The organism is Bacillus sp. GM2 (assembly GCF_056155945.1).
In genome coordinates this window covers 54,662-80,209 of record NZ_JBRKSZ010000007.1, presented here as the reverse complement: position 1 = coordinate 80,209, position 25,548 = coordinate 54,662, and the positions used below count along the sequence as shown (strand labels likewise).

General features: G+C 47.3%; 33 protein-coding genes, 1 other RNA gene and 1 pseudogene. 14 read left to right on the top strand and 21 right to left on the bottom strand.

All coding sequences use genetic code 11. The features are described from left to right. Window positions 1–13: 13 nt before the first annotated feature. Window positions 14–1,240: an MFS transporter gene (locus ACVC9U_RS01200; protein ID WP_075751395.1), complete on the bottom strand. Its 1,227-nt coding sequence runs from the start codon at window positions 1,238–1,240 to the stop codon at window positions 14–16. A gap of 526 nt (window positions 1,241–1,766) precedes the next feature. Here ACVC9U_RS01200 and ACVC9U_RS01195 point away from each other — a divergent pair. Both ACVC9U_RS01195 and ACVC9U_RS01190 read left to right on the top strand, forming a co-directional pair. Further along, on the top strand, window positions 1,767–2,516 hold the full coding sequence (locus tag ACVC9U_RS01195) for a tRNA-dependent cyclodipeptide synthase (protein ID WP_075751396.1): 750 nt from the start codon (window positions 1,767–1,769) through the stop codon (window positions 2,514–2,516). Beyond that, entirely contained in the window at window positions 2,513–3,733 is a 1,221-nt protein-coding gene (locus ACVC9U_RS01190) for a cytochrome P450, cyclodipeptide synthase-associated (protein WP_075751397.1), read from the top strand. The genes ACVC9U_RS01195 and ACVC9U_RS01190 overlap by 4 nt, the downstream gene beginning before the upstream one ends. On the opposite strand, the gene ACVC9U_RS01185 is transcribed toward ACVC9U_RS01190, so the two are convergent. The 3 genes from ACVC9U_RS01185 to ACVC9U_RS01175 all read right to left on the bottom strand — a co-directional run bounded on the left by ACVC9U_RS01185 (window position 3,730) and on the right by ACVC9U_RS01175 (window position 5,966). Continuing rightward, window positions 3,730–4,185 (bottom strand): radical SAM protein, encoded by a 456-nt coding sequence (locus ACVC9U_RS01185; RefSeq protein WP_075751398.1) that lies wholly within the window; start codon window positions 4,183–4,185, stop codon window positions 3,730–3,732. The genes ACVC9U_RS01190 and ACVC9U_RS01185 overlap by 4 nt on opposite strands. Window positions 4,186–4,201: 16 nt before the next feature. Then, window positions 4,202–4,681, bottom strand: coding sequence for a MarR family transcriptional regulator (locus ACVC9U_RS01180; protein WP_154495591.1), 480 nt, complete (start codon window positions 4,679–4,681; stop codon window positions 4,202–4,204). Window positions 4,682–4,787: 106 nt separating this feature from the next. Then, window positions 4,788–5,966, bottom strand: a complete 1,179-nt coding sequence (locus ACVC9U_RS01175) for an amidase (protein WP_075751399.1) — start codon at window positions 5,964–5,966, stop codon at window positions 4,788–4,790. 183 nt (window positions 5,967–6,149) lie between these two features. Here ACVC9U_RS01175 and ACVC9U_RS01170 point away from each other — a divergent pair, with 183 nt between their 5' ends. Continuing rightward, entirely contained in the window at window positions 6,150–7,199 is a 1,050-nt protein-coding gene (locus ACVC9U_RS01170; RefSeq protein ID WP_075751400.1) for an oxidoreductase, read from the top strand. Window positions 7,200–7,230: 31 nt separating this feature from the next. On the opposite strand, the gene ACVC9U_RS01165 is transcribed toward ACVC9U_RS01170, so the two are convergent. Further along, the gene (locus ACVC9U_RS01165; protein ID WP_059232005.1) at window positions 7,231–7,866 is read right to left on the bottom strand and encodes an FMN-dependent NADH-azoreductase; all 636 of its coding nucleotides are present in this window, start codon (window positions 7,864–7,866) and stop codon (window positions 7,231–7,233) included. Between the two features lie 78 nt (window positions 7,867–7,944). Beyond that, entirely contained in the window at window positions 7,945–8,598 is a 654-nt protein-coding gene (locus ACVC9U_RS01160; RefSeq protein ID WP_075751401.1) for a helix-turn-helix domain-containing protein, read from the bottom strand. Between the two features lie 153 nt (window positions 8,599–8,751). Between ACVC9U_RS01160 and ACVC9U_RS01155 the strand changes: the two genes are divergently transcribed. Beyond that, window positions 8,752–9,339, top strand: coding sequence for a manganese efflux pump (locus tag ACVC9U_RS01155; protein WP_441390044.1), 588 nt, complete (start codon window positions 8,752–8,754; stop codon window positions 9,337–9,339). A gap of 39 nt (window positions 9,340–9,378) precedes the next feature. Further along, on the top strand, window positions 9,379–9,474 hold the full coding sequence (locus tag ACVC9U_RS01150; RefSeq protein WP_222426460.1) for a putative holin-like toxin: 96 nt from the start codon (window positions 9,379–9,381) through the stop codon (window positions 9,472–9,474). A 132-nt stretch (window positions 9,475–9,606) separates the two neighbouring features. Here the strand turns inward: ACVC9U_RS01150 and trhO are convergent, their stop codons facing one another. The 3 genes from trhO to ACVC9U_RS01135 all read right to left on the bottom strand — a co-directional run bounded on the left by trhO (window position 9,607) and on the right by ACVC9U_RS01135 (window position 11,545). Continuing rightward, a complete protein-coding gene (gene trhO / locus ACVC9U_RS01145; protein ID WP_441390043.1) occupies window positions 9,607–10,575 on the bottom strand; it encodes an oxygen-dependent tRNA uridine(34) hydroxylase TrhO in 969 nt (322 codons plus the stop codon). A gap of 195 nt (window positions 10,576–10,770) precedes the next feature. Then, on the bottom strand, window positions 10,771–10,989 hold the full coding sequence (gene rsoA / locus ACVC9U_RS01140) for a sigma-O factor regulator RsoA (protein WP_164972524.1): 219 nt from the start codon (window positions 10,987–10,989) through the stop codon (window positions 10,771–10,773). Further along, window positions 10,964–11,545: a sigma-70 family RNA polymerase sigma factor gene (locus ACVC9U_RS01135; RefSeq protein WP_003185288.1), complete on the bottom strand. Its 582-nt coding sequence runs from the start codon at window positions 11,543–11,545 to the stop codon at window positions 10,964–10,966. Before ACVC9U_RS01135 ends, rsoA begins: the two co-directional genes overlap by 26 nt. A gap of 156 nt (window positions 11,546–11,701) precedes the next feature. On the opposite strand from ACVC9U_RS01135, the gene ACVC9U_RS01130 reads away from it, so the two are divergent. The 7 genes from ACVC9U_RS01130 to ACVC9U_RS01100 all read left to right on the top strand — a co-directional run bounded on the left by ACVC9U_RS01130 (window position 11,702) and on the right by ACVC9U_RS01100 (window position 15,217). Further along, window positions 11,702–11,851 (top strand): YvrJ family protein, encoded by a 150-nt coding sequence (locus tag ACVC9U_RS01130; protein WP_003185290.1) that lies wholly within the window; start codon window positions 11,702–11,704, stop codon window positions 11,849–11,851. Between the two features lie 93 nt (window positions 11,852–11,944). After that, entirely contained in the window at window positions 11,945–13,099 is a 1,155-nt protein-coding gene (locus tag ACVC9U_RS01125) for an oxalate decarboxylase family bicupin (RefSeq protein ID WP_003185292.1), read from the top strand. Between the two features lie 72 nt (window positions 13,100–13,171). Then, the gene (locus ACVC9U_RS01120; protein ID WP_003185294.1) at window positions 13,172–13,570 is read left to right on the top strand and encodes a YrvL family regulatory protein; all 399 of its coding nucleotides are present in this window, start codon (window positions 13,172–13,174) and stop codon (window positions 13,568–13,570) included. 96 nt (window positions 13,571–13,666) lie between these two features. Further along, window positions 13,667–14,152: a DUF6022 family protein gene (locus ACVC9U_RS01115; protein WP_069500775.1), complete on the top strand. Its 486-nt coding sequence runs from the start codon at window positions 13,667–13,669 to the stop codon at window positions 14,150–14,152. Between the two features lie 152 nt (window positions 14,153–14,304). Next, the gene (locus tag ACVC9U_RS01110; RefSeq protein WP_003185298.1) at window positions 14,305–14,532 is read left to right on the top strand and encodes a hypothetical protein; all 228 of its coding nucleotides are present in this window, start codon (window positions 14,305–14,307) and stop codon (window positions 14,530–14,532) included. 41 nt (window positions 14,533–14,573) lie between these two features. Next, window positions 14,574–14,927, top strand: a complete 354-nt coding sequence (locus ACVC9U_RS01105; protein WP_003185300.1) for a hypothetical protein — start codon at window positions 14,574–14,576, stop codon at window positions 14,925–14,927. Between the two features lie 5 nt (window positions 14,928–14,932). After that, window positions 14,933–15,217 carry a hypothetical protein gene (locus ACVC9U_RS01100; protein ID WP_003185302.1) on the top strand — a complete coding sequence of 95 codons (285 nt, stop codon included), beginning with the start codon at window positions 14,933–14,935 and terminating at the stop codon, window positions 15,215–15,217. A gap of 30 nt (window positions 15,218–15,247) precedes the next feature. On the opposite strand, the pseudogene ACVC9U_RS01095 reads toward ACVC9U_RS01100, so the two are convergent. The 8 genes and pseudogenes from ACVC9U_RS01095 to ACVC9U_RS01060 all read right to left on the bottom strand — a co-directional run. Continuing rightward, window positions 15,248–15,517 (bottom strand): annotated as a pseudogene (locus ACVC9U_RS01095) (peptidoglycan-binding domain-containing protein); the annotation flags it as partial. 211 nt (window positions 15,518–15,728) lie between these two features. Continuing rightward, window positions 15,729–16,084: a transfer-messenger RNA gene (gene ssrA, locus ACVC9U_RS01090) on the bottom strand. A 116-nt stretch (window positions 16,085–16,200) separates the two neighbouring features. Next, complete coding sequence (gene smpB, locus ACVC9U_RS01085) at window positions 16,201–16,674, bottom strand: SsrA-binding protein SmpB (protein ID WP_009329604.1); 474 nt, start codon at window positions 16,672–16,674, stop codon at window positions 16,201–16,203. 111 nt (window positions 16,675–16,785) lie between these two features. Beyond that, window positions 16,786–19,089 carry a ribonuclease R gene (rnr, locus tag ACVC9U_RS01080; protein WP_003185414.1) on the bottom strand — a complete coding sequence of 768 codons (2,304 nt, stop codon included), beginning with the start codon at window positions 19,087–19,089 and terminating at the stop codon, window positions 16,786–16,788. Window positions 19,090–19,102: 13 nt separating this feature from the next. Further along, complete coding sequence (locus ACVC9U_RS01075; RefSeq protein WP_003185416.1) at window positions 19,103–19,849, bottom strand: alpha/beta hydrolase; 747 nt, start codon at window positions 19,847–19,849, stop codon at window positions 19,103–19,105. A 140-nt stretch (window positions 19,850–19,989) separates the two neighbouring features. After that, a complete protein-coding gene (gene secG / locus ACVC9U_RS01070) occupies window positions 19,990–20,220 on the bottom strand; it encodes a preprotein translocase subunit SecG (protein WP_003185418.1) in 231 nt (76 codons plus the stop codon). A 170-nt stretch (window positions 20,221–20,390) separates the two neighbouring features. Then, complete coding sequence (locus ACVC9U_RS01065; RefSeq protein WP_003185421.1) at window positions 20,391–20,675, bottom strand: AbrB/MazE/SpoVT family DNA-binding domain-containing protein; 285 nt, start codon at window positions 20,673–20,675, stop codon at window positions 20,391–20,393. A 28-nt stretch (window positions 20,676–20,703) separates the two neighbouring features. Beyond that, window positions 20,704–20,937 (bottom strand): helix-turn-helix domain-containing protein, encoded by a 234-nt coding sequence (locus ACVC9U_RS01060; RefSeq protein ID WP_085959538.1) that lies wholly within the window; start codon window positions 20,935–20,937, stop codon window positions 20,704–20,706. A gap of 152 nt (window positions 20,938–21,089) precedes the next feature. Here ACVC9U_RS01060 and ACVC9U_RS01055 point away from each other — a divergent pair, with 152 nt between their 5' ends. Further along, window positions 21,090–21,491: a transcriptional regulator gene (locus ACVC9U_RS01055; protein WP_009329609.1), complete on the top strand. Its 402-nt coding sequence runs from the start codon at window positions 21,090–21,092 to the stop codon at window positions 21,489–21,491. A gap of 169 nt (window positions 21,492–21,660) precedes the next feature. Next, on the top strand, window positions 21,661–22,059 hold the full coding sequence (locus tag ACVC9U_RS01050) for a helix-turn-helix domain-containing protein (RefSeq protein ID WP_009329610.1): 399 nt from the start codon (window positions 21,661–21,663) through the stop codon (window positions 22,057–22,059). 47 nt (window positions 22,060–22,106) lie between these two features. Here the strand turns inward: ACVC9U_RS01050 and ACVC9U_RS01045 are convergent, their stop codons facing one another. The 4 genes from ACVC9U_RS01045 to ACVC9U_RS01030 are packed head-to-tail and all read right to left on the bottom strand — an operon-like array spanning window position 22,107 to window position 25,546. Further along, complete coding sequence (locus ACVC9U_RS01045) at window positions 22,107–22,784, bottom strand: ABC transporter permease (protein ID WP_003185432.1); 678 nt, start codon at window positions 22,782–22,784, stop codon at window positions 22,107–22,109. 16 nt (window positions 22,785–22,800) lie between these two features. Next, window positions 22,801–23,718 carry an osmoprotectant ABC transporter substrate-binding lipoprotein OpuCC gene (gene opuCC / locus ACVC9U_RS01040; protein ID WP_441390042.1) on the bottom strand — a complete coding sequence of 306 codons (918 nt, stop codon included), beginning with the start codon at window positions 23,716–23,718 and terminating at the stop codon, window positions 22,801–22,803. A 13-nt stretch (window positions 23,719–23,731) separates the two neighbouring features. Beyond that, window positions 23,732–24,385: an ABC transporter permease gene (locus tag ACVC9U_RS01035; RefSeq protein ID WP_009329612.1), complete on the bottom strand. Its 654-nt coding sequence runs from the start codon at window positions 24,383–24,385 to the stop codon at window positions 23,732–23,734. 21 nt (window positions 24,386–24,406) lie between these two features. Next, window positions 24,407–25,546 (bottom strand): betaine/proline/choline family ABC transporter ATP-binding protein, encoded by a 1,140-nt coding sequence (locus ACVC9U_RS01030; protein ID WP_003185439.1) that lies wholly within the window; start codon window positions 25,544–25,546, stop codon window positions 24,407–24,409. Between the last annotated feature and the right edge of the window lie 2 nt (window positions 25,547–25,548).

The window sequence follows — 25,548 nt, the reverse complement described above, 5'->3', positions numbered from 1 at the left end:
AAGCTGCCCGGCTTTAAGACCTGGCAGCTTTTTTGTTTGGTTCTTGCAGCGTCTTTGTCTGAGCTGCTTTCCGCATGACCGTGATCATCAAAAGGGCGGCCGCGGCATAGACGATGCCGAAACAGCCGAAAACGAAAACAGAAGATGACATTCCTAATAACACGCCTGATATAACGGGACCGCAGGCCATTCCCGTATACCTGATAAAATTAAACATGCCCATCGCACTGCCGCGGTTCTCCTCAAATTCATTTGCCATCATCGTGGAGAATAGCGGCGGGATCAGCCCCATCGTAACGCCGAAAAGAACGAGGGCCGCCGACATGGCGAAAAGTGAAAACGAGTGGGTAAAGCCAAAACAGACGACGCTGCCCGCGGCGGTCAGATTGCCGATCAGAAACAGGCGTCTGAGCGACAATTTCTTTTGTATCCACTTAAACAGCACGCTGCCGGCAACCGTGCTGACGGCTATCGGCAAATACAGCAAGCCGACGATCTGCAGATCAAGGTGATAATGATCGGTCAGCAAAATCGGCAAATATACGATCACTGAAAAATAAATAAAGAAAAGAAGATAGCTTAATATCAAAACGGCATTTCCCGTCCTGTTTTTGAAAATGTCCTTATAATGCGACAACAGGCTGCCCGCGCTGAGATTGGTCTTTTTCTCCGCATGGCTCTGCGGAAAGCAAAACGCATTTCCGAAAAGCAAAAGAACAGACAATACCGTCAAAAACCAAAAAATCCCCGGATAATTATAACGTTCCCCGATAAAACCGCCGAGAATAGGCGCCGCTGCCGGTGCAAGGGAAAGCAGCATTTGATAAGTCCCCATCGCACTGCCCCGCTTCGTTCCCTGGAACAGAGAACCGATTGTGGTTGCCGCAATTAATGGAAGCGCTGCCGTCCCTAAAGCCTGCAGCACCCTGAAAAAAAGAAACAGGCCAAAGTCCCGGGCGACGGCGCAGCCGATTGTGGCAATGACCGTTACGATCATGCTCGCCATCATCACAAACCTCGCTCCTTTAAAATCGACAATTGAGCCGACAATGATCTGCATCACAGCTGTAATGAAGATGAACAGCGAGACGGACAGGTTGACCATCGATACGGAAACGTGAAACGAATCTCTGATTAACGGAATGATGGGTGAATAAATATTTTGATTCAACGATGCGAAAAAGGCGCTGATACACACAAAATACATAATGAAAGAAGCATTTAATTTCATTGGTCTCATGTCAAACCGCCTGCCTTGTTTTTGTTTATTCGTTAACAATCTCTTTAATATCGTTTACCAGTTAACAATATTAATTGTAGATGACCCCTTTATCAATGTCAACGGACATTTCTTACTGCAGCTTTAAAGTTTTTTACATATTTTTTACTTATCGGGTTCCTTTACTCAAAAAACGCCTTTAAAAAAGGTTCATCCTGATCAAAATTCCTCAGATTTGCAAAAAACGTTACGAATATTTTCATATTTTGAATTTGATTTGTGTTGACAACTGGAAAAGTTAGGGATAAAATGACTATTGTTTACTAGTAAACTTTCATGCTGTACCTTGCCTGATTTTGAGCTCAAACTCTTGCTCTGCTTTAACAATTGAACAAATGCGATACCCCTTCATCATGACCCGCACCATCGCTGTATTCTTCTCGATTCATCGTGAAGTTGAGACCAGCCTATTCCCAGCTCGATAAACCGCACGTATCCATCATTGATTGCAAAAGAAGTCATTCTATGTCCGTTAAGGAGGAAATCAATGACAGAACTTACAATGGAGAGCAAACACCGGCCATTCAAAACTGAAACTCTTACCCGAAACTGCAATGAAATACTAAAACGCAGACGCCATGTTCTCGTTGGCATCAGCCCGTTTAACAGCCGATTTTCCGAAGATTATATTCATCGGCTTATCGGCTGGGCCGTCCGTGAGTTTCACCATGTATCCGTGCTTTTAGCCGGAAAGGAAGCAGCCAACCTTCTCGAAGCGCTTGGCACCCCGAATGGGAAGGCCGAACGGAAAGTCAGGAAAGAAGTCTCGCGGAACCGGAGATTTGCTGAAAAGGCGTTGGAAGCGCATGGCGGCAATCCCGAGGCCATCCATACATTTTCCGATTTCGCGAACCAGACCGTATACCAGCGTTTGCGGATGGAAGTCGAAGACGCCTTTTTTGACCAGCCGCATTTTCGCAAAGCCTGCCTGGAGATGTCGCATGCGGCGATCCTCGGACGGGCCAGGGGCATTCGGATGGATGTCCGGGAGGTCAGCGCCGCCATGCTGGAGCTGGCTGTTGAATACGTCATCGCTGAACTTCCGTTTTTCATCGCCGCCCCTGATATTTTAGGCGTCGAAGAGACGCTTCTTGCTTATCACCGTCCATGGAAGCTCGGCGAACAGATCTCCCGTCATGAATTTGCCGTCAAAATGCGCCCGAATCAAGGATATCTTATGGTTTCCGAATCGGACGAAAGTGTGGAATCTAAAAGCATGCAGGAGGAACGAGTATGAATCAATCGCTAAAAACATTCAGCGTGTTGTCAGAACAATATCACGAGAATCCGTATCAATATTTCTCATACCTTCGGGAATCTGATCCCGTCCATTATGAAGAATCGCTGGACAGCTATTTTATCAGCCGCTACCAGGATGTGCGCCGCGTGCTCCAGAATCAGGACGTCTTTACAACGAAATCGCTTGCCAAACGGGCCGAGCCCGTCATGCGCGGACCTGTGCTCGCCCAAATGAAAGGCAAAGAGCACACGGCGAAAAGGAGAATCGTTCTGCGCCGTTTTATCGGGGAATCCCTTGATCACCTCACGCCGCTCATTAAAGACAATGCACAAAGGCTTTTGGCTCCTCATCTGGAGAAAGGGCGGATCGACCTTGTTAATGATTTCGGCAAAACGTTCGCCGTTTGTGTGACGATGGACATTTTAGGTTTGGACAAGAACGACCACCAAACAGTGAGAAACTGGCACAGCGGCGTCGCCGATTTCATTACCAGTTTGAATCAGGCGCCTGAGGACCGGGAGTATTCCCTCAAATGCAGTGAACAGCTCGCTGAATATTTGAATCCGATTATCGAGGAAAGGCGCAAAAACCCCGGACATGATTTAATATCCATCCTTTGCACTTCCGAATACGAGGGAGTGGCGATGTCTGACCGGGACATCCGCGCGCTGATTCTCAATATATTGCTTGCCGCCACAGAACCGGCGGACAAGACGCTCGCATTAATGATTTATCATTTGCTTCATCACCCCGATCAAATGAATGATGTGCTGGATGACCGCACGCTCCTGCCTCAGGCCATCGCAGAGACGCTGCGCTACAAGCCGCCGGTGCAGCTCATTCCGCGCCAGCTTTCACAAGACGCGGTGATCGGCGGAGTCGAGCTCAAAGAAGGGACGACTGTATTTTGCATGATAGGCGCGGCAAATCGCGATCCTGAAGCGTTTGAGAAGCCAGACGAGTTCAACATCCATCGCAGCGATCTGGAAGTCAAAAGCGCATTCAGCGGCGCAGCCAGGCATCTCGCATTCGGTTCAGGCGTCCACAACTGTGTAGGAGCGGGGTTTGCGAAGACGGAAATCGAGCTTGTCGCAAATATCGTCCTGGATCAGCTGAAGAATATCCAGCTGGAGGAAGACTTCGTTTACCGCGAGACAGGCCTTTACACACGCGGACCCGTCTCGCTCAATATCAAGTTTGATACCAAACATTAATCTTGTGAAAAAGCCTTCTCCTCCCGAGAGGAGGCTTTTTCAATTGCCGCCTCACTGATCTTCGCCAGCTCTTCAAAATCCTCCTTACCTTCGATCGCATGTGAAAGTTCGTGGCATTGAACGATTTTAAAACCATTCATTTTAAACATCGCGATGATTTCAATTCTCCCCCGGTCTCCGTTTGTTTTGACAACATTGACCGTATACCTGACCGCTGCGCTTTGCAGTCGCTCGTCAAACAAAAACTCATGAAAGGGCGACACCGTTATGGTGCGGGCAACCTTTTTCAGCGTCCTCATGTGATCTTTAAACTGCACAAGGTCAATTTGACTGCCGTCGGTTACTTGAACATAATTCTCGCTGAAATAATCGGGAATTTTTTCAGTCTTCATTTCACTCAAGATGTCCTGATACATGCTGCTTAAAAACTGTTGGGCTTCACTTTTATTCATTCGCTGCTCCTCTTGATTAAATGTGTTTTGACCATTCGTTTAAAAAGCGGATGACGGTTTCCAGCTCGGATTCGGAAAACCGATCAAACAGCTCGATATAGCGCTGCTTTGCAATTTCGTGCATCCTGTCATGAACGTCGGCCAGTTTCTTCCCCTCGTCTGTTAATGTGTAATACAATTCTTTGTTGTTGTTCGGTTTTTTGTGCGATTCGATCATCCCGTGCTTTGTGAGCACATTGACCGCTTTTGTCACTGCCGCTTTTGATATTTGAAGTTTTGCTGCCAGGAAAGCGTTGTTGACGTCTGCCTCGTTTTCGCTGATAAGCGAGATCATGTGAAGCTGGGTCAGTGTCCAATGCTTCCGGATGCTGTCGTCTTCTTGAAAAGCTTCCTTTACGAGCGTCTGCTGTTCATGCTGAGCCCGCTTTTCTCTTTTGAGAATAAAATCCTGAACGGCTTGAAATGCTTGCTCATACGTCTTGTTTTCCACGATCATCATGTCCTTCCCATCATCGTTAACCGGTTAACTATTTAATAGTTTACCAGTTAACAATAATTGAAGCAAGCAAAAAAGCATAAAAGATCCGCAGCATATGCTTCCCTCATACTTGAAGAGATAACACGTGCTTTTCAGTCCAAGCCAGAAGCTTCAGATCCTGTTTACGGCCGGCGATGAATGAAAGCCCCAAAGGCTTGCCGTTTTTTGCCGGTAGCGGAACGGTGATCTGCGGAAGCCCGCTAAGCCCGGCAATACATGTCAGTTTCATTGTGCGCGCCCTTCTCTCATGTAATTCGTTTTCCGGCAGCCCGCGGAGCGGCGGCGTGCCGGGAGCAGTTGGAGTGACGAGCAAGCCGTCTTCCGCGAGCCATTCCGACAGTCTCCTTTTCACCGCTTCTCTTTTCATAAAAACATGCTCATGATCGCTTTTCCTAAGACTTGACGCCCATTCAAATCTTTCTGCGATTCCAGGGCTGAACACCGGATTTGTGCGCTCGATCCAAGCTCCATGCTCCTCCCAAATATCCAGGGCCTGCAGCACCCTGAACATCTCCGCCCATTCCGCGAGGCCGCCGTCAGCGGCAACACACCAGTCGAATTCGCCGTCTATCAGGCTTAATGCATGAGCGTATACTTGTGTCCGGTCGCTTTCTTCAAGCAGGCTCCACGCCTCTTTTTCAAAATAAATCCGGTTGAAACAAGCCCCTGCCTCCTCCTGTCCGCTAAGCAGGACGCGGCCTGCAGCATGAAGAACGCCGATATCTTTTGACATCCATCCGACGGTGTCAAAGCTTTTCGCCAGCGGTATGACACCATCAACCGGCACCTCGCCGTGCGTCGGCCGAAATCCGAAAATTCCGCAGTAGGAAGAAGGGATTCTGACAGAACCCCCGGTGTCTGTCCCAAGAGCAAAATCGGCCATGCCGGAGGCTGCCGCCACGGCCGAACCGCTTGAAGATCCCCCAGGAATGTTGTCCTTTGCACAAGGATTGACAGGCGTTCCATAATGGACATTTTCTCCGTCAAGGCTGTACATCAGCTCATCCGTGTGTGCAGCACCCTTAAGCCTTGCCCCTTCACCCAGCAGCAAGTCGACGGCTTCCGCGTTTTTTTCGGCAGGTTCGTGCGTCCTCAGCCAATCAGGGTTTCCCGCCGCATTTGTATGGCCTTCTACAGCAAACACATCCTTTACCGCAAACGAAAGATTTTTCAAGCTTCCTTCAGCTGATGCCGGCTCGACAGCCAAATCCCTGTTCATAAAAGCGCCCAAATCATGCTCCATTTTCAAAATCCCCTCTTTTTGTTTTTAACGATAACCGGACACCTCTTCAAATTGAACAAAATTGTGACAAAATCTTCCGTTCCCCGGTTGAAAAAGGTCTTTAGGTTTGTTCCTATAGGCAAACAGGGTAAAATAAAGGTGTGTTGATTACATATTAAAAACGAACATGGGAGAGGAGAATGAATGGTGAACAAGGTTTGCACAGGGATATTAGGATACGGTTTGTCAGGTTCGGTGTTTCATGCGCCTTTATTATCTGTGTTAGAAGATTATGAGATTCGAAAGGTGATGACTTCAAGAAAAGAACAAGTCAAACAAGACCTCCCCGAAACAGAAGCCGTCAGCTCGATCGAAGACATCACAAATGACCCGGACATTGATCTCGTCATCGTGACTACGCCGAGCGGCCTTCATTACGAAATGGCGAAAGAGTGCATCCGCGCCGGAAAGCATGTCGTCCTTGAAAAACCGATGACGGCAACGGCGGAAGAAGCGGAAAAACTGATCAATGCCGCGAAAGAAAAAGGCGTGCTTCTCAGCGTCTACCACAACCGAAGATGGGATAACGACTTTTTGACGATCAAACAGCTTATCAAAGAAGGGCGCCTCGGAGAGGTCAACACATTCCACGCCTCCTACGACCGGTTCCGGCCGAATGTCAGACAGCGCTGGAGAGAGCAGAAAGGGCCGGGCTCAGGCGCACTGTACGATTTGGGTTCACACTTGATCGATCAGGCGCTTCATTTATTCGGCATGCCGAACAGCGTCACCGCTCAAGTGACCGCTCAAAGAGCCAATGCGGAAACAGACGATTACTTCCATGTCGTCCTCCACTATGATCAGCGCCAAGTGATTCTCCACTCGGGTTCGATTGTTCCGGCCAACGGTCCCCGCTACCAAATCCACGGCTCAAAAGGAAGCTTTATCAAATACGGTATCGACGGCCAGGAGGATGCACTCAGAGCGGGTCAAAAACCTGCAGGCGATGAGTGGGGAGCCGATCAACCCGAATATTACGGGGAACTGGCCACAGTCGAAGGCGACGAGGTCATTAAGGAAACCGTGGAAACGCTCCCCGGTTCATACTTAACCTATTACAAGCAGCTTGCTTCAAGTATTCTTGAAGGCGGCAGTCTGCCTGTCACGGCGGAAGAAGGACGCGACGTCATCCGCATCATCGAAGCTGCGCAAAAAAGCAGCGAAACGAATCAAACGGTGTTCTTAAACGAATAAAACAAAACCGCGGATCATATCCGCGGTTTTTTCAAAAAGTCCTGCCCAATTCTTTGGCCCGGGCAATTGCATTTCGTTTAATTTCTTCGGCTTTATCCGGCTCTGCATTATGCCCTTCTATAAATAAACCTTCAAATTCCGGCACTCCGAAAAACTGCATCATGATGCTGATATAGCGGTGCCCCATCTCAAGTTCCGCAGCCGGCCCTTCCGAATAGTAGCCGCCTCTCGCCTGGATGTGCAGGGCTTTTTTATCGGTTAACAGCCCGATCGGTCCTTGCTCGGTATATTTAAACGTCTTTCCCGCTACAGCGACCGCATCAAAGTACGCTTTCATCACCGGCGGAAAAGAGAAATTCCAAAGCGGCGTGACAAACACGTATTTGTCTCCCGCGATAAATTGCTCGCTCAGCTCATTCAAACGGCCGACTTTTGCCTTTTCGTGTTCAGAAAGCTGTTCAAAGCCCGATCCCGACTGCAATTTTCCCCAGCCGCTGAAGACGTCCGCGTCAATTTGCGGAATGTTTTCCCGATAGAGATCAAGGTGTGTCACTTCATCATCCGGGTGCGCTTCTTTGTAAGATTCGATAAAAGCTTTCCCCGCCGCCATGCTGTATGATGCCCTTTCGTCATGCGGGTGAGCGGTAATGTAAAGGGTTTTTGTCATCTCTTTTGCTACCTGCCTTTTTATATTGATATTGGTTAGTATGGAACGTTGCCGGGCAAATATTCAGGGGAAATTGGATTATGCTGTGTCGTCCCGATGATTCAGCCGGTCCAATACAAGGTGAACAGCGATGGCGTCGTCCAGGTAGCCGATCGGAAACGTATAGTCGGGAATAATGTCCGCAGACAGGATAAAATACAGGAGCGCACTCCCCAGAACGGATCGGTCTTTTTCAGAAGTAGCATTGTCACAATAGCGGTCGTGCATTTTTTTCAAATGATTGATGAACGGTCCGGCTCCATTCACCTGGCTTACTTTGTTGTCGAATTCCTCACAAATGATGCTGTGTCCTTCCTCTGTCAGCGCATATTGCTCATATTTGTTCAATTCCTGTTCAATACGCTGCCTCGTCTCTTGGGGATCGTACAGCTTGGATGCCCCTAACATTTCCAGCATGGCGTCAAGAGAGCCAAGGACCTCGGTACCGTTTTGTCCTTTTTTGCCATGAACTTGAAAACCCGAGGCTTCAATCAATTTATCAAGTGAAATATCGAGATGTTCGGAAAAAGCTTTTAGATGAACAAGCTTAGGTTGCTGCTTGCCGTTAGCGATCCGCGAGATTGTCGCGGCGTCCATTCCGGAGAGGCTGCTGAGCTTTCGCATTGAAAGCGATCGCTTTTTTAGCAGCTCTTTAATCAGATGTCCGATATGATTTTCTTTCGGCTGTCCCATCTCCCCTCCCCTTTCCACAACGGTTCTTAACTCATGATATGTGAATATGTTGAGAAATTTGCTTTTTTGTTGAGCTTTTTCATGGTACTGGCACATTTTTCTCAACGATACATACTGTAAGAGCAAACTTACTGGAAAAAGGAGCTGCTCATCATGACATCATGGATCATCATTGCAGGCTTAACCGTTTCATCAAGCGTTGACAATTTGGGGGTCGGTTTATCATACGGGATTCGGCAAATTCGCATCAGCTTTTTTTCTAATGTGGTCATTTCACTTATATGTTTTCTCTTTAGCGTGTGCGGCATCCACTTTGGACTTTGGATATCAACGGTTTTACCCGGGATTCTCCCCGTTCTGGCAGGTTCTGTTTTATTGGCCGTTATCGGTCTGCGAATCATGCTTTTGGCCGTTCCGCGTCGTAAACCTTCCCCTTTGAAAGAAAACGGAAGCACTGGCTCGCCTCTACAGACCGTTGGCTTTTTCGAATCGATCCTTCTCGGAATCGCACTGTCAGCAAATGCCCTTACAAATGGAGTCGGGGCTGGCCTCTTCGCCTATTCGCCGCTTCTGATTTCGGTTTTGGCAGCCGCCGGAAGTTTTCTGACGGTGTGGGCAGGTGCCGCCTGCGGTTCCAAACTGGCTCATATTCATTTTGGCCATTTTACGGTCGGGCAGTTTGGCACGCTGATCAGCGGAGCAATATTACTATTGATTGCCGGTTTTGCGTTTTTTTACTAGCGGCAGGAGCAAAAGCGTCAGGTGAAGGGAGGGAAAGGCATGGCAGTAGAAAGCGCACTTCAATTGATGCTTTCGTTCGGTATCCTGATCGTTGCGATATTTTCACTCTGCTTTCATTTCACGAATAAAAAATAGGAACACCCCGATTTTTCAGATCAAGGCGTTCCAGGATTCAAAACCAAAGCCGACTCCCTTGCAGGAGCAATGCCACTTCGAAGATGCTCGCGGCATCTTCGATTTTTTAAATGATATTCTTGTTTGCAACTTTTATGACTGCGCTGCATGCCCCTCTTCTTCCAGCTTTTCGAGTCTCTCTTGCACCTCTTCTTCTGAAAGGCCGTGCTCTTTGACATACAAGTTGCGCGGATGAACCCGGCACTCGTGCGTGCAGCCCCGCAAATAGCGGTGCTCATTTTCTTCAGAGCAGATGATCTGCTTGTTGCATTCAGGGTTGGCGCAGTTGACATAGCGCTCGCAAGGCTCGCCGGTGAAATAATCCTTGCCGACGATGACGTGCTCTTTCTGGTTGACCGGAACGCTGATTCTTTCATCGAAAACATAGCACTGTCCGTCCCACAGTTCACCTTGAACTTCAGGGTCTTTTCCGTACGTCACAATCCCGCCGTGAAGCTGGGACACGTCTTCAAATCCTTCTTTTTTCAGCCATCCCGAAAATTTTTCGCAGCGGATACCGCCCGTGCAGTAAGTCAATATTTTCTTGCCTTCGAGCTTTTCTTTGTTATCGCGGATCCATTCAGGCAATTCGCGGAACGCTTTAATGTCCGGTCTGACCGCGCCGCGGAAGTGTCCCAAATCGTACTCATAGTCGTTCCGTGCGTCGACGACAATCGTATCTTCCTGCTGCATCGCCTCATAAAATTCTTTTGGCTCCAGGTATTTTCCTGTTAATTCGTTCGGATCGATATCATCTTCCAGGCGGAGCGTCACCAGCTCATCGCGATGGCGGACATGCATTTTTTTGAAAGCGTGCCCTTCTGATTCATCGATTTTAAATACCATATCTTCAAAGCGGGGATCGCTTTTCATTTCACTCATATAGCGGTCTGTCTGCTCTATGGTTCCTGACACGGTTCCGTTTATTCCTTCACCCGCCACAAGGATGCGCCCCTTCAGCCCCAAATCTTTGCAGAACTTGAGGTGATCTTCGGCAAATTGCTCAGGGTTATCGATATGAACATATTTATAATACAACAATACTCGGTATTGATTCTTCATGATACTTTACCACCTATCTGATGCATGTTTTTATAAGATGAAAATGGAATATCCGTCCATTTACATAATCAAACCATCATTCATATTAAAACAAACCATCACCATGATTTCAATGAAGCAGCTTGAACATTCCATTAATCAAATGTTAGAAATTTTAACACTTCCGGCGGCTTTACGCAAGCAAAACAGCTTAGATTAAAGGACTTTCAGTAATTCTGTTATAAACTCCCAAAAACCAGGCACCTCTTGGCATAAAAGTATCTCCGCTTTTTCGCAAATCTTCATCTTCAGCTCCTGTTCAAGATCCTCCCTCTCTTGATAGGATGTGTTGTTTAATTTGCTTTTGATCATCGGTGTGAAATTTTCCAGCAATTTCTCAATCTCTTTTTCATCGTGCAGACTCACTGTTATCATTCCCCTCTGCTTTAGAATTCAGCAGCTCTCTTATCTTTTCGAGTGCCCTTTTATGAATTTTTGAAATATTTTGCCTTGATTCTCCCAAAGAGTCAGCAATTTCCTGCATGGATACCCCATGAATATAAATTTGTGCAAGCACTTTTTTCTGCTTGTCCGTCAATTGCAAAAACGCTTCATAAAGCATCGGGTCTTGCAGGTGTTCGCTTAATTCCTCTTCCTGTTCCAAGACATCGTCTAACAGATCCCCTCGGGGCGGCTCGGGCAGATTCGGACTTTCGTCGATCATCAATGGAAAACGCTCTCGGTTTTTCCGGACTCTTTTATCAAAGTCGACGGAGAAAATCCGGATCATCGAGTTGATGTATTTAATCATGCGGATGTTTTTGTAAAATCGCTTAAATTCACGATCGAGACACTCTGCCTCTTCAGAATCCGGATGTTCCAACACGTGGTTGAAAAGCCGCTCATACCTTGGGTTGCTCAAAAAATGCTTCACAAGCGGATGCCTTGTGATCTCCTTGATTTTCGCACGCAGTAACGTTTGATCAATCATAAAAACCGCCTCCTATTTATTTAGATGAAAGAAATGAAAAAAAAGTAAACACATCTCTTCTATTAACATGCAAACATAAGTTCCCATTCAGAGAAAATAGTTCTTTGCTTACATTTTTCAAACTTTCGTCACTTCTTAACATAGGAGGTGGTAAGAATGGACAGCGCATTCATTGAGGAAGCAGCGAAACAAATCGGCAATGTCGGCTTTCCAGCTGTATTGGCAATTTACTTGCTCACTCGTTTTGAAAAGAAAATCGATGAACTGATCGAGCTGATCAAAGAAAAAAATGAAACCGATGATTGACATCGGCCTCACTTTTTTCACTTAACATGACAGAAGGGGAAAACGAAAGGCCTTTCAGCTCTCCTTTACATTTTTAGAAAGAGGGGATATCACATGGAAAAAAACAAACAAATTCCACAGCCGATCAGAGGAGAAAAAGGAGCGGAAACGAAAATTCCGCACAACGTTGAGCGCGACCGCCAAAACCCGGACATGCTCGTACCGCCTGAAACCGACCACGGAACGGTGCCAAACATGAAATTTTCATTTTCCGATGTCCACAACCGTCTTGAAAAAGGCGGATATGCACGGGAAGTCACAGTTCGCGAGCTGCCGATTTCAGACAAGCTTGCTTCTGTCAACATGAGGCTGAAACCTGGGGCCATCAGGGAGCTGCACTGGCATAAGGAAGCCGAATGGGCGTATATGCTGTACGGAAAAGCACGGATTACGTCTGTTGACCAAGACGGCAGAAACTTTATTGAAGATGTGAAAGAAGGAGATCTCTGGTACTTCCCGTCAGGTCTGCCGCATTCAATTCAAGCACTTGAAGACGGATGCGAATTCCTGCTTGTCTTCGATGACGGCTCCTTCTCTGAAAACAGCACCTTCCAGGTGACAGATTGGCTGGCCCATACGCCTGATGAGGTGATTGCCGCAAACTTCGGCATTTCAAAAGACGTCGTCGCCTCTCTTCCAGTTGAAGAAAAGTATATTTTCCAAGAAGCGATCCCTGGCTGTCTTGAGAAAGACAAAGTTGAAAGCCCGAACGGAACGGTACCTCTATCTTTCAGCTACAATTTGCTTGAACAGGAACCGATTGTATCCAGCGGAGGGAAAGTATGGATTGCCGATTCCACGAACTTCAAAGCATCGAAAACGATCGCTTCTGCGTTAGTGGAAGTCGAACCTGGAGGCATCCGGGAGCTGCACTGGCATCCGAATACAGACGAATGGCAGTATTACATTTCCGGACAAGCGAAAATGACGGTTTTCGCTGCCGACGGGCATGCCAGAACATTTAATTACCAGGCCGGAGATGTCGGCTATGTGCCGTTCGCAATGGGACACTACGTCCAAAATACAGGAGATGAGCCGCTTCGGTTCCTCGAAATTTTCAAAGACGACCACTATGCTGACGTTTCGTTAAACCAATGGCTCGCGCTTGTTCCGGAAGAGCTTGTCCGCCAGCACCTTGACGTCGGCAGCGAATTTACAAAAATGCTCTCTAAAGAAAAGCATCCTGTCGTCAAATTTGATAAGAAATAACCAGCCAGGCTTGCAGGAGACATATCCTGCAGGCCTTTGGCGCTTGTGTACATATTTTAAAGGAGTTGTGTCATGAAACATTTCATTATTTGCTGCATATCGGTTATATTCGTTTTTTTCGCCCACTTTCTCGGCATTTCGATACTGTTTCATCTGTCGGGCGCGTTTTACCAAACAGTCGGATCATTGCTGCTGTTTACGCTTTGTTATACCGGACTGACCTTTGTCCTGGAACCGGCTGAAAAGGTGCTCATCCACAGTATGAAACTGCTGGGCATCAATCGGCGGATCACGGTTTTTGCCGCTGAAATGATCACGATCGGATGTTTATGGGCCGCCATTTATACCGCGGACGAATTGCTGGACGACGTTCTGCTGACAACCTCGGCGGAAATCATGATTGCCGTTTCGTTTTTTACAATTGATAAAATCCTTTATCCGCGGCAGAGGTCCGGTTCGCTCTTATATTGACGATCCATTTTAAACCGAATTTTTTCATTGCAGGACTCAATGATTTGCAACAATGTTATATACTGGATTTGCAGTGATTAAAAGGAGGTTTTGTTCATGAATAAGGTTCTTTTCAGACCCGGCATGTCGATCAAAGAAATTAGCGAACAGTTGCAAGGCTATATCGCCGCAAATTGGAAACAAACGCTTGACGATCATCGCGAAGCTCTTTTAAAGGTGTTTCCCGAATTGGAAGACGCGACTTACGGGGTCTACCTGGACCACCTGCTGCCTCCTGTATTTGAAAGTCTCGAACAGTCCGGCTTTACAACGATTCAAAATGCGGGAAAAGGCGATTTTTTTATCGGAAAGGGCTTGAACTTTAGACAGTCCATGGAAAAATGGGGAGCTGACAACTGCCGCTCACGTGTGTTTTGGGTTGTCATCTCCGATCAGCAAAAACAGCCGGCCGGGACGCTGCTCTTTGACTTTTATCACTCTCACGCCGGATTTGATGTCCCCCTCTCCCCGCGGATTTACACGTTGGAAGAAACGGAGAGAGACCGAATTGTTGCTCACATAAAACAGATAAAGGAGAACTAGCTTATTTCGACCCACAAAGTCATAAGCTGTAGCCGCTGGGTATTCCAGCGGTTTTTTTATTTACACTAAATGCAGCCAAGGAATTTTTGCAACCAATCAAACCACACATTCGTTTATGTATAAGACCAATATCTTACATAAGGGAGAAACTCATGAGAACTTTCGAAGTGTTGACACTCCTGTCTTTTGTCATGCTGTTTCAGCAAAAAATGCCGGGAAAGCTTGCGGCGGCAGCCGGATTTGTGAGTATTGGCGTGTTGGCGGACTTGCAGCTTTATTCAAAACTTTTGAAGCAGCTCGGCATGACGGGCGACATCGACGGCGAACGAAGCGCGGATATCGTGAACCGGTACGTTTTGGATTTTTCAACAAGCATTTAAAAGAAACCGGTGGTAATCTTGTACCTGCCAACAAAACTGGTATGTACCAAGGTCGTCAGGTTACTGTAACAGAGCACGTCCTTGGAGGATATAGAAAAGGCGGGAAATCCAACAGCCCATATACAAGTTTTACAATAAATCAAAAGGTTGCAAAGGGCTACGGTAAAAATACAATAGAACTCGACATATCTGCTCTCCGTAAAGCCATCAGGTCTGGTGAAGTGAAGGATATTGTAATTTTATCTCCTAAACAAATCGAAAGGTTAATCAAAAATGATACTCGCCAGTCTGAACACTGGAAAAACAAAGCTTTAAAATGGACTCAAAGGGACACTGAATACTTTGTAAAAGGTGAGGTTCCAAAACAATTTATCAAACTACATCCGAAGGAGTGATAGATATGCTTCTATATTATAAAAATGAATGCTTGGGTGAAATAAAAGGCGCTACTGTTGAAGGTGTCTGGATGTATGGAACAATCATTCCTAATGAAAACATGGAAAAGTTCAAAGATTTCTTTAAGGCTGTAGTAAACGAGGATGACCCTTTTGCCATTGAACAGTATAGTGAAGAATGGTTAGATGATGAAAATTGGTTTATTATTGATGAAAAGCAAAAAAAGGTAGGTATATCCCTTCCAGGGATTTACGAAAATGATAATGAAATAAATTGGAGATGGAGATAAAAAGGCCCCTTTTTAGAGGCCTTTTTTTTATTACTTCAGTAAGGATTCGAGTTTTGCTTTCGTTTTCGGTCCGTAAATACCGTCGGCAGAAAGCCCGTGCATAAGCTGGAACCGTTTGACCGCGTTCGCCGTTTTCGGCCCGTAATAGCCATCTATGCCGTTATTCTTCGCCCCTTTGTCTGGATAGAAATAGAGGGCAGCTAAAGCCTCCTGAATCTGCCGGACGACCGTCCCTTTCATCAGTGGGCTTTTTACCTTATAGATGCCAGACCGCAGCGTGCAGGATGATTTTTTGCCGCTTGAAGAAGGCTTTTTCTATTCCGCTGCAAGAGCTTGCAATATGGGAACGTCCTTGAATTATTATGCCAGTAACCAAACGTTTTTCTCATGATATGAGGACCGATGACCCGACATATTCCGCAGTATCATTCATATGTTCATTAAGCGATTCCCCGCTCTTGCACAAACAACAAAAACTCCCCAAAAAACAAAAAAACCACCATCATATGTATGGTGGAGACGGTGGGAGTCGAACCCACGTCCAGAAACGTCGATTGCTTCAGCGTCTACGAGCGTAGCCCTGCATATTTAGTTTCGCTCATCTTCGTGCCTGCGGGCGGGCCCTCGGAGAGCTAGTCTGATGAGTCTCTTCCTGCGCCCTCAGACGGGGGCGCAAGCGTAGCCTACTTCGTTATGGGCTCTTAACCGGCACATAGGCGATGCGGGCAAGAGCTCGCTGCGCTAATTAGGCAGCTAGTGCTAAGTTCTGGTTAGATTTGCCAGTTATATTTAGGTGCGTTTTTACGAGATCGCCTCTCGGCTCGCAGCTCAAGCTCGATCCGTCCCTGTCGAATCCGTAACGTCCCCTTGGATGAAAAGGAAGCCGGATAACTGGCTGCATCACTATTATAACAAGATCACGCGTCAATTCCAAATGGTAATGTCTGTGATCACGTTCATATAGGATAACATGAGTTCTGGCTTTAGATCAAGCCTTTTTGCCTGTCGCGGAACGCTCTTTCGATTTCGCGTTTGGCGTCTTTGCGCTTCAAGTCTTCGCGTTTGTCGAACTTCTTCTTCCCTTTTCCGAGACCGAGCAGCACTTTTGCGAAGCCGTTCTTCAAATAAATCTTGAGCGGTACGAGCGAATATCCCTGCTCTTTCGTCAAACCGATCAATTTGTTGATCTGCTTGCGGTGCATCAAAAGCTTTCTCGTTCGCAACGGATCATGGTTGTAGCGGTTCCCCTGCTCATACGGGCTGATGTGCATATTGTGGAGGAACACTTCTCCGCGTTCAATTTTGGCAAACGCGTCCTTTAAATTCACCCGACCGGCGCGAATGGACTTGATTTCCGTTCCTTGAAGCACGATGCCTGTTTCGTATGTTTCTTCTATGAAATAATCGTGATTTGCTTTTTTATTTTGGGAAACAACCTTCCCTTCTCCCTTTGGCATACGGCAACCTCCTCCCGCCTTCAATCTCACTAAAGGGCGGCCAATACGTATTATTCTATCAAATGAACGTTCGTGTTACAATTTCGCCGCCCTTTTTTTGACGTGTGCCGTCTATTTTTTCTTTTTCTTGCGTTTTTGTTTCGGCGCGTTTTGAAAACCGCGTTTTTTCTTTACTTTTTTCTTTTTCGGCTTGGTGAACCATTCCCCTTTGTCAGCCGATGGAGCCTCTCTTTTTGAAGCCTTTTTCTGCTTTGGCTCCGGCTTCTGCCGGCGGCGGGAGCCTTTCATGCCGACGATTTCAAAATCGATGTTCCGCTCGTCTTTATTGACGTCAACGACGCGGACCGTAATCTCATCGCCGATCCGGTACACGTTGCCCGTGCGCTCGCCGATCATCGCGTAGTGCTGTTCATCATAACGGTAGAAATCATCCGTCATAAAGCTGACGTGGACAAGCCCTTCGATCGTGTTCGGCAGCTCGACGAACATGCCGAAGTTCGTGACGGAGCTGATGACGCCGTCAAATTCTTCACCGATCTTATCCAGCATAAATTCGGTTTTTTTCAGATCGTCCGTTTCCCGCTCCGCATCTACGGCATTGCGTTCCATATTTGACGTATGCTCGGCGATCTCAGGCAGTTTCTCGGCCCATTTTTCCCTTGTCGCTTCGTCTGTCTTGCCCTGAATCAAATAGGTCCTGATCAGTCTGTGGACGATTAAGTCAGGATAGCGGCGAATCGGAGACGTGAAATGCGTGTAGAATTCAGTCGACAAGCCGAAGTGCCCCAGGCTTTGCGGATCGTATTTCGCCTGTTTCATCGACCTGAGCATAACCGTTGAAATTACGGCTTCTTCAGGACGATCCCTGACTTCTTCAAGCACGCTTTGCAGCGCTTTCGGATGGATACTTCCCGCCGTTCCTTTGACGACATAGCCGAATGTCGTAACGAACTCCAAAAATCTCTGCAGCTTTTCCTGATCTGGATCTTCGTGAATCCGGTAAATAAACGGAACATTCATCCAATGAAAGTGCTCAGCGACCGTTTCATTGGCGACAAGCATAAATTCCTCAATCAGCTTTTCAGCAGTCGACCGTTCTCTCAAGACGACGTCCTTCGCTTTTCCTTCTTCGTCGACGAGAACCTTCGCTTCCTTAAAGTCAAAGTCGACGGCTCCGCGTTCCATCCGCTTGCCGCGCAGAATCGCAGCCAAGTCTTCCATGTCTTTAAACATCGGGACAAGGGCCTCATACTTCTGTTTCAGCTCTTCATCATCATCGACTAAAATTTTGTTCACATCAGAATAAGTCATCCGCTCGGTCGTTTTAATGACGCTTTGAAAAATTTCGTGCTCGACGACTTGCCCTTGAGGATTAATGAGCATTTCGCATGACATTGTCAGCCTGTCGACCTTCGGATTCAAGGAGCAGATTCCATTTGACAGCCTGTGCGGGATCATCGGAATCACCCGGTCGACAAGGTAGACGCTCGTGCCGCGTTCATACGCTTCCTGGTCAATCGGAGATCCTTCCGTTACATAATGGCTGACGTCGGCAATGTGGACGCCGAGTTTATAATGGCCGTTTTTGAGTTTTGTGACGGTAACGGCATCGTCCAAGTCTTTGGCATCTGCGCCGTCGATCGTGACGATCGTTTGATCGCGCAGATCCCGTCTGCCTTCAAGATCTTTCTCATCGATTGTATCAGGCGTATTGCCGGCCTGTTCCATCGCCTCAGCCGGAAAGTCTCCCGGGAGGCCGTGCTTATGAATAATCGAAAGAATGTCGATGCCGGGATCGTTTTTATGACCGAGAATCTCGATGACTTCTCCTTCTGCACTCATCCGGCCTTCAGGATAGCTTGTCAGGCGGACGACGACTTTATGACCCTCGACGGCGCCGTTTTTGGCGTGCTTCGGAATAAAGATGTCATTCGTGATTTTTTTATCGTCGGGAATGACGAAGCCGAAGTTTTTCGTCTCTGTGTATGTGCCGACAATCTTCTGAATGTTGCGCTCGATGATGCGGATGATGGCCCCTTCTTTTTTTGTACCGCCGGATTCTGTGCTCAGGCGGACGAGCACGGTATCTCCGTTCATTGCTGTGTTCAGCTCAGACGGCGGAATGAAGACATCGTCAAGCGAGGAGTCTTCGGGAAGGACAAACGCGAAGCCTTTCGCGTGCGCCGACACCTTCCCTTTGATCAGATTCATTTTTTCGGGCAAACCGTAGCGGTTGCTTCTCGTTCTGACGACAAGCCCTTTTTCTTCAAGGGTTACAAGAGCTTTGACGAGCTCTTTGTATTCGTCCGAATCGGTGATTTCCAGCATCTCTTCCAGTTCCTGAACTGTAAGAGGTTTATATGCTTCTTCTTTCATAAAGGAGAGAAGCTTATCCATAAATTCTTCTTTTTCCACTAATCAGACCTCCTTATGTCTGCCAATCCAACGTTTCTAAAAATTGATACACATCCTTGTGCAGTGTTTCGCGTTCTTTATCCAATGTGATGGCATGACCTGATTCTTCATACCATTTCAGCTGCTTATCATCCGTTTCAACTTCATTGTAGATGATGTTTGCGCTGTCCGTATTAATCATATGATCGTGGCGCGCCTGCACGACAAATGTAGGCGAATAGATCATGTCCACATGCTCTCTGACATCGGCAATCAAATCCTGCAGTGCTTTCAACGTGTTCATCGGCGTTTTTTTGAATTCTTCCATCTCAGCGTCAATCTGCTCCGCTGTCTTGCCTTCAAATTTCTTATAATTGCGGGCATAATCAAGCACACCCTCGTACATCGTCTCTTCGCTTTTGATGTACATCGGCGCGCACATTGGAACAATTCCCTTTATGGGTACAGTGTAACCCAATTTCAATGAAAAAACCCCTCCGAGAGACAGTCCGCAAGCGGCGATTTGTTCATATCCTTCCGATTTCAGATATTCATATCCGTCCATGACGTCTTTCCACCAGTCTTCCGGTCCTGTGGAGAGAAGTTCTTCCGGAGGCACGCCGTGGCCTTTATATTGGGGCGCATGGCATGTGTAGCCTTTTTCATTCAAATATCTTCCGAGCATTCTGACGTCCGCCGTGTTGCCCGTAAATCCGTGCAGCAGCAGGACGGCTTTTTTTCCGCCTTTAAATGTGAAAGGTTGTGGTTTGACAATTTTCATGATTCACTGTCTCCTTTTCATATGTATTCTTCCACGTTTAGTCTTGAAACAAACTTTATCAATCGGCCGGCCCCTTCAGACAAAGACCGGCAAATAGGAAAAAGGCCTGACTTGAACATCAGACCTCATGCTTCATTGTCTTATACAAAGTAAGCAAGCGCAATCGTTAAGAAAAAGAAAAGCACGGTTAAAACGACCGTCATCCGGTGAAGAATCAAATCAAGTCCTCTTGCTTTCTGCTTTCCGAAAAGCTGCTCGGCTCCGCCGGAAATCGCGCCTGATAATCCGGCGCTTTTGCCGGATTGCAGTAAAACGACAACGATTAATACGATACTTACAATCACTAATAAGACCGTTAAAAATGCGGCCATAACCTACACCTCCAGACAAACTGGCTGACAATAGTTTTATTTTACATGAAAAGCAAGCGCATGTCACGAGCGTTTCGAACAGCTTTTTTTATTTTTTCCCAGCGCCGGAATAAGGTATACAAAAAAAGAGAGCGGCTCTGCTCCCTTTCCTGCGGAATATGTAATCACATTTATTTCTTTTCTGACAGTGCCGCCATCATATCTTCCAGGAGCATTTCCGCTCCGCGCGGGCTGAGTACGATTTTGCCGCCCGCATACGTTTTATTTTTCGTGGTGATGTCGCCGGTCATCAAACATGCCATGTTTGCGGCGTATTTTGTCAAAATGATGTTTTCGCCGTCGGTATATATTTCGAGCGGGTCCTTTTCATTGATATTCAGCACCCTGCGCATTTCGACCGGGAGAACGACTCTGCCGAGCTCATCGATTCTCCGGACAATCCCGGTATTTTTCACGTTTGAAAAGCCTCCTTTTCTCCTTTCTTTATTGACTTTTGTCAACATCTTTATAATAAAAGAGATCTTCAAATTTTTTGTTGAAATACTGAATCATCTTTCCGATCACAAGTTGTCCGGGCCTCCTTTCGCCATTTAAAACTCTGCTGAGTGTCGCCGGGGATACGCCGATTTCAATGGCAAGCTGATTTAAGGAGAGATTGTGTTCAATCATGTACTGGAGAACAAAATCTCTTTTGATATGAATCTTTTTTACCATGATTACTCCCCTTTCTAATCTCTTATGTTTCTTTTTATCTACATTGAACATATACGATTTGTTAACTTTTGTCAATACTTTTACCATCCATATGTTTCCTATAGGCAATATTCGTACTAAAATATTTTATAATAAGAGATTGCGAGGTTTTGGCCATGACGAACTTTGGACACCATTTACGACAATTAAGGGAACGGAAAAAACTGACCGTCAATCAACTGGCGATGTATTCCGGCGTCAGTTCGGCAGGCATTTCGCGAATCGAAAACGGAAAGCGCGGCGTGCCGAAGCCGGCGACGATCAGAAAACTGGCGGACGCTTTGAAAGTCCCGTATGAGGAACTGATGGCATCTGCAGGCTATATCAGCGCGTCTACAGTCCAGGAAGCAAGAAGCAGCTATGATTCCATTTACGACATCGTGTCACAGTACGATTTAGAGGACCTTTCTCTGTTTGACAGCGAAAAGTGGAAGGTGCTTTCAAAAAAAGACATCGAAAACCTGGACAAATATTTCGACTTTCTCGTGCAGGAAGCAAGCAGCCGAAACAAAAACTGAATACTTCTCCGCGGCACACTCTCCTCTCTATCATTTTCGTCTGTTTACGATCCTGCTGTTATTTTATCCCTTATGTTAACTTTTGTCAATATTTTTCCTGTCTAAGTATTTCCTATAGTCAACATTTGTATTAAAATGTTCATATCATGAATTTGCGGGGGGGATGGCGATGACAAGGTTCGGCGAGCGGCTCAAAGAGCTGAGGGAACAAAGAAGCCTGTCGGTTAATCAGCTTGCCATGTATGCCGGTGTGAGCGCCGCAGCCATTTCCAGAATCGAAAACGGCCACCGCGGCGTTCCCAAGCCCGCGACGATCAGAAAATTGGCCGAGGCTCTGAAAATGCCGTACGAGCAGCTCATGGATATTGCCGGTTATATGAGAGCTGACGAGATTCGCGAACAGCCGCGCGGCTATGTCACGATGCAGGAGATCGCGGCCAAGCACGGCGTCGAAGACCTGTGGCTGTTTAAACCCGAGAAATGGGACTGTTTGTCCCGCGAAGACCTGCTCAACCTCGAACAGTATTTTCATTTTTTGGTTAATGAAGCGAAGAAGCGCCAATCATAAAAAGCCGAATTTCCCTTTTAGGAGAAGTTCGGCTTTTTTCGGCTGCCTTAAGCGGCATCCGGATTCGGCGTCTTGCCTTTATGATGCTTAACGGGGCTCAGCGCACGCTCGAGCCATCCCATGAACAGATCGGCGATGATCGCCATCAGCGCCGTCGGGATCGCGCCTGCTAGAATGATCGCTGTTCCGTTGGTCGCGTTTGATCCCCTGACAATGATATCCCCGAGGCCGCCTGCGCCGACAAACGTGCCGATGGCCGTAATGCCGATCGCGATGACGAGCGCGGTTCTGAGCCCCGCCATAATGACCGACAAGGCGAGGGGAAGCTCCACCATCCGGAGCACTTGAAATTTCGTCATGCCCATCGCCTTCCCTGATTCAAGATAGGCATGCTCGATGCTGGCGATTCCCGTATATGTGTTTCGAATGATCGGCAACAGCGAATACAAAAACAATGAAAGAATCACCGTGTTTGCGCCGAGCCCCATGACAAGCATCAAGACGGCGAGCATCGCCAGCGCCGGAACCGTTTGAATGACATTAGTGATGGAAAAGACCCATTTGCTGATTTTACGGTATCTGGCGATGAAAATGCCGGCCGGGATGCCGACGACGGCGGCGAACAATACGCCGTATGCCGACATTAAAAAGTGGCGGTAAAATTCCCCCAGCACATAGCCGCCGTTTTGCGCGTAATACGTCCAAAGCTGCTGCAGCACTTCCATTTGTCATCCCCTCCTTTTACTCAAAATAATTGTGCTTCTTTAAAAACTCGGCCGCGACGACAGAAGGCTCTTTCAGCTTTCCATCGACTTCGTAATTGAGCTCCTGCATCGTTTCGGTGTCGATTTTTCCAATCAGTTTATTGATGGTCTCTTCAAGCTCCGGATGCTCCTTCAGCACTTTTTCCGGCACGACCGGCGAACAGTCATACGGCGGGAAAAAGCGTTTATCGTCTTTTAACAGCTTTAAATCATAGGCTTTGATCCTGCCGTCTGTTGAATAGGCAAGAACGATATCCATTTTGCCGTTTTTGACGGCGTCATAAACGAGTCCGATCTGCATTGGAAAGGTCGAGCCAAATGAAAACCCGTATTCCTGGTTAAATCCCGGATATCCGTCGCCTTTTCGTTTCAGCCATGCATTGTCAACGCCAAGCTTCAGTTGATCCGCGTCTTTTTTCAGATCGGATATGGTTTCATAGTTCCCTTTTTCAGCGAGTTCTTTCGTGACTGTAAAAGCGTACGTATTGTCAAATCCGTAAGAATCGAACCATTTGTAGTTGAATTTCTTTTGAAAGTCCTGCTGTACGATGCGGAGCGCTTTTTTCGGGTCTTTCTCCGCTTCCCTTCCAAGCGTGCTTGTCAGGTCAGTTCCCGAGTAGCGCGTCGCAGAAATGTCGATGTCTCCGCCGAGCATGGCCTGGTGCTGCACATAGTTTGAGCCGAGGTTTTTGACCAGCACCGTATTGAGATCCGTATCATGCTCGATCAAAAGCGAGATCATATTGGCAAGAATTTCGGATTCGGTCAGGTTTTGCGCTCCGATTTTGATCGTTTTATCGGAAGCCCCGCCAAGGCCCGGCAGCGCACAGCCGCTGATCAAAAGCGAGAGGACCAGCATGACGGCGCCGAGCCGTCTCAGTTTTTTTGTTTGCATAAGAGCCAACTCCTTATGATACTTCCTTCATCCCTTTTAATCCTTGAGGCGTGACTTTGTCTTCGGTTTTCGACAGAATATAGTCGATCACGATGGCCAGTATCGTAACCGGCACCGCTCCGGCGATAATGTACTCAGGCTGGTACAGGTTGAGCCCGATAAAAATATAGTCGCCGAGACCGCCGCCGCCGATAAAAGCCGAAAGCGTCGCCCAGCCGATTAAGTAAACGGTGGACGTCCGGATGCCTGCCATGATCACCGGCACCGATAGCGGCAGCTCGACCAGGCGGATTTGTTCCCATGCAGTCATACCGATTCCCTTTCCTGACTCAAGCAAATTTTGATTGACGCCTTTTACGCCCGTGTAAGTGTTTCTCAGAATCGGTAGGACTGAATAGAAAAACAGCGCGACAATCGCCGGAATCTTTCCCACTCCGAGAAGCGGGATAAAAAACGCCAGGATCGCCAAACTCGGCAGCGTCTGAATGATGTTGACAACGCCGATCACGACGCCGGCTCCTTTTTTCATTCTCGTTAAAACGACACCGAGCGGAACCGCGAAAATGATGCCGAGCAGAACCGCGAAAATGGATATATATAAGTGCTCCCATGTTTTATAAAGCATTTCCCCGCCGTTGTGCTGAAGAAATTGGACAAGCTGATTCATGATTGATGCACCTCCCTGCATTTAACGTTGAACAAGGGTTTCTTCATCTCCCCAAATCGAGTCGTACACGATATCGACAAGGTTTGCCCTTGTGACAATCCCGACAAGGCGGCCCTCTTCATCAAGAACGGGAACATATTTGAATCCCCTTTTCAAAATTTTCCGGACGGTATCCCTGATGAGCGTTCCTTTTTGAACGGAGTAAACATTCTCATTGACAACCTCCCCGACTGTGACGGATTTTTTCCGGTTCTGATCGATGATTTCAACATCGATATATCCTTTTAAGACATTGTGTTCGTCCACGACGAGCAGTGAATCGACGCGGCGTTCCCTCATCACTTGAATTGCTTCAGTCAGGTTTTTTTCGCTCGTAATCGTGACCGGATTCGGGTTCATTACTTGTTCGACATGCTCGATGTCAGGACGGGACTGAAGAAGCCTCTCTTTTCCGATAAATTCCTCAACGAATTCATCCGCCGGTTTCCGCAAAATGTCGTCAGGCGATCCGACTTGCACGATCTCGCCGGCGCGAAGGATGACGATTCTGTCAGCAAGCTTAATCGCTTCATCCATATCGTGGGTTACAAAGACAATCGTTTTGTCCAGCGATTTCTGAAGCTTTTTGAACTCTTCCTGAAGCGAATCACGGGTAATCGGGTCCAGCGCTCCGAACGGTTCATCCATTAAAATGAGGGGCGGCTCTGCCGCAAGCGCCCGCAGCACGCCGATTCTCTGCTGCTGTCCGCCGCTTAGTTCATGAGGGTAGCGGTTCAAATATTCCGGCCCCATATCAACGAGCTGCAGCAGTTCCTCCGCCCGCTTCTTTCGCTTTTCTTCCGGCCATTTCAAAAGCCTCGGAACGAGCGTGATATTCTGCTGAATCGTCATATGGGGAAAGAGTCCGATTTGCTGAATGACATAGCCGATTTTCCGGCGCAGCTCCACCGGGTCCTGATCCATTATGTTTTCTCCGTCGATGTAAATGCTTCCTGAAGTCGGTTCAATCAAGCGGTTGATCATTTTCATCGTCGTTGTTTTCCCGCAGCCGCTCGGTCCGATAAAGACGATAAATTCACCTTTTGCTATATCAAGGTTAATGTTTTTGACCGCTTTTTTTCCGCCTTTATAAACCTTTGATACATTCTCTAGCTTCAGCAAAA

What these genes read in the sequence shown, in the direction of transcription:
- ACVC9U_RS01200 (WP_075751395.1), bottom strand. Translation starts at nt 1,240, where the DNA reads ATGAGACCAATGAAATTAAATGCTTCTTTCATTATGTATTTTGTGTGT.
- ACVC9U_RS01195 (WP_075751396.1), top strand. Translation starts at nt 1,767, where the DNA reads ATGACAGAACTTACAATGGAGAGCAAACACCGGCCATTCAAAACTGAA.
- ACVC9U_RS01190 (WP_075751397.1), top strand. Translation starts at nt 2,513, where the DNA reads ATGAATCAATCGCTAAAAACATTCAGCGTGTTGTCAGAACAATATCAC.
- ACVC9U_RS01185 (WP_075751398.1), bottom strand. Translation starts at nt 4,185, where the DNA reads ATGAATAAAAGTGAAGCCCAACAGTTTTTAAGCAGCATGTATCAGGAC.
- ACVC9U_RS01180 (WP_154495591.1), bottom strand. Translation starts at nt 4,681, where the DNA reads ATGATCGTGGAAAACAAGACGTATGAGCAAGCATTTCAAGCCGTTCAG.
- ACVC9U_RS01175 (WP_075751399.1), bottom strand. Translation starts at nt 5,966, where the DNA reads ATGGAGCATGATTTGGGCGCTTTTATGAACAGGGATTTGGCTGTCGAG.
- ACVC9U_RS01170 (WP_075751400.1), top strand. Translation starts at nt 6,150, where the DNA reads ATGGTGAACAAGGTTTGCACAGGGATATTAGGATACGGTTTGTCAGGT.
- ACVC9U_RS01165 (WP_059232005.1), bottom strand. Translation starts at nt 7,866, where the DNA reads ATGACAAAAACCCTTTACATTACCGCTCACCCGCATGACGAAAGGGCA.
- ACVC9U_RS01160 (WP_075751401.1), bottom strand. Translation starts at nt 8,598, where the DNA reads ATGGGACAGCCGAAAGAAAATCATATCGGACATCTGATTAAAGAGCTG.
- ACVC9U_RS01155 (WP_441390044.1), top strand. Translation starts at nt 8,752, where the DNA reads ATGACATCATGGATCATCATTGCAGGCTTAACCGTTTCATCAAGCGTT.
- ACVC9U_RS01150 (WP_222426460.1), top strand. Translation starts at nt 9,379, where the DNA reads ATGGCAGTAGAAAGCGCACTTCAATTGATGCTTTCGTTCGGTATCCTG.
- trhO (WP_441390043.1), bottom strand. Translation starts at nt 10,575, where the DNA reads ATGAAGAATCAATACCGAGTATTGTTGTATTATAAATATGTTCATATC.
- rsoA (WP_164972524.1), bottom strand. Translation starts at nt 10,989, where the DNA reads ATGATAACAGTGAGTCTGCACGATGAAAAAGAGATTGAGAAATTGCTG.
- ACVC9U_RS01135 (WP_003185288.1), bottom strand. Translation starts at nt 11,545, where the DNA reads ATGATTGATCAAACGTTACTGCGTGCGAAAATCAAGGAGATCACAAGG.
- ACVC9U_RS01130 (WP_003185290.1), top strand. Translation starts at nt 11,702, where the DNA reads ATGGACAGCGCATTCATTGAGGAAGCAGCGAAACAAATCGGCAATGTC.
- ACVC9U_RS01125 (WP_003185292.1), top strand. Translation starts at nt 11,945, where the DNA reads ATGGAAAAAAACAAACAAATTCCACAGCCGATCAGAGGAGAAAAAGGA.
- ACVC9U_RS01120 (WP_003185294.1), top strand. Translation starts at nt 13,172, where the DNA reads ATGAAACATTTCATTATTTGCTGCATATCGGTTATATTCGTTTTTTTC.
- ACVC9U_RS01115 (WP_069500775.1), top strand. Translation starts at nt 13,667, where the DNA reads ATGAATAAGGTTCTTTTCAGACCCGGCATGTCGATCAAAGAAATTAGC.
- ACVC9U_RS01110 (WP_003185298.1), top strand. Translation starts at nt 14,305, where the DNA reads ATGAGAACTTTCGAAGTGTTGACACTCCTGTCTTTTGTCATGCTGTTT.
- ACVC9U_RS01105 (WP_003185300.1), top strand. Translation starts at nt 14,574, where the DNA reads ATGTACCAAGGTCGTCAGGTTACTGTAACAGAGCACGTCCTTGGAGGA.
- ACVC9U_RS01100 (WP_003185302.1), top strand. Translation starts at nt 14,933, where the DNA reads ATGCTTCTATATTATAAAAATGAATGCTTGGGTGAAATAAAAGGCGCT.
- smpB (WP_009329604.1), bottom strand. Translation starts at nt 16,674, where the DNA reads ATGCCAAAGGGAGAAGGGAAGGTTGTTTCCCAAAATAAAAAAGCAAAT.
- ACVC9U_RS01075 (WP_003185416.1), bottom strand. Translation starts at nt 19,849, where the DNA reads ATGAAAATTGTCAAACCACAACCTTTCACATTTAAAGGCGGAAAAAAA.
- secG (WP_003185418.1), bottom strand. Translation starts at nt 20,220, where the DNA reads ATGGCCGCATTTTTAACGGTCTTATTAGTGATTGTAAGTATCGTATTA.
- ACVC9U_RS01055 (WP_009329609.1), top strand. Translation starts at nt 21,090, where the DNA reads ATGACGAACTTTGGACACCATTTACGACAATTAAGGGAACGGAAAAAA.
- ACVC9U_RS01050 (WP_009329610.1), top strand. Translation starts at nt 21,661, where the DNA reads ATGACAAGGTTCGGCGAGCGGCTCAAAGAGCTGAGGGAACAAAGAAGC.
- ACVC9U_RS01045 (WP_003185432.1), bottom strand. Translation starts at nt 22,784, where the DNA reads ATGGAAGTGCTGCAGCAGCTTTGGACGTATTACGCGCAAAACGGCGGC.
- opuCC (WP_441390042.1), bottom strand. Translation starts at nt 23,718, where the DNA reads ATGCAAACAAAAAAACTGAGACGGCTCGGCGCCGTCATGCTGGTCCTC.
- ACVC9U_RS01035 (WP_009329612.1), bottom strand. Translation starts at nt 24,385, where the DNA reads ATGAATCAGCTTGTCCAATTTCTTCAGCACAACGGCGGGGAAATGCTT.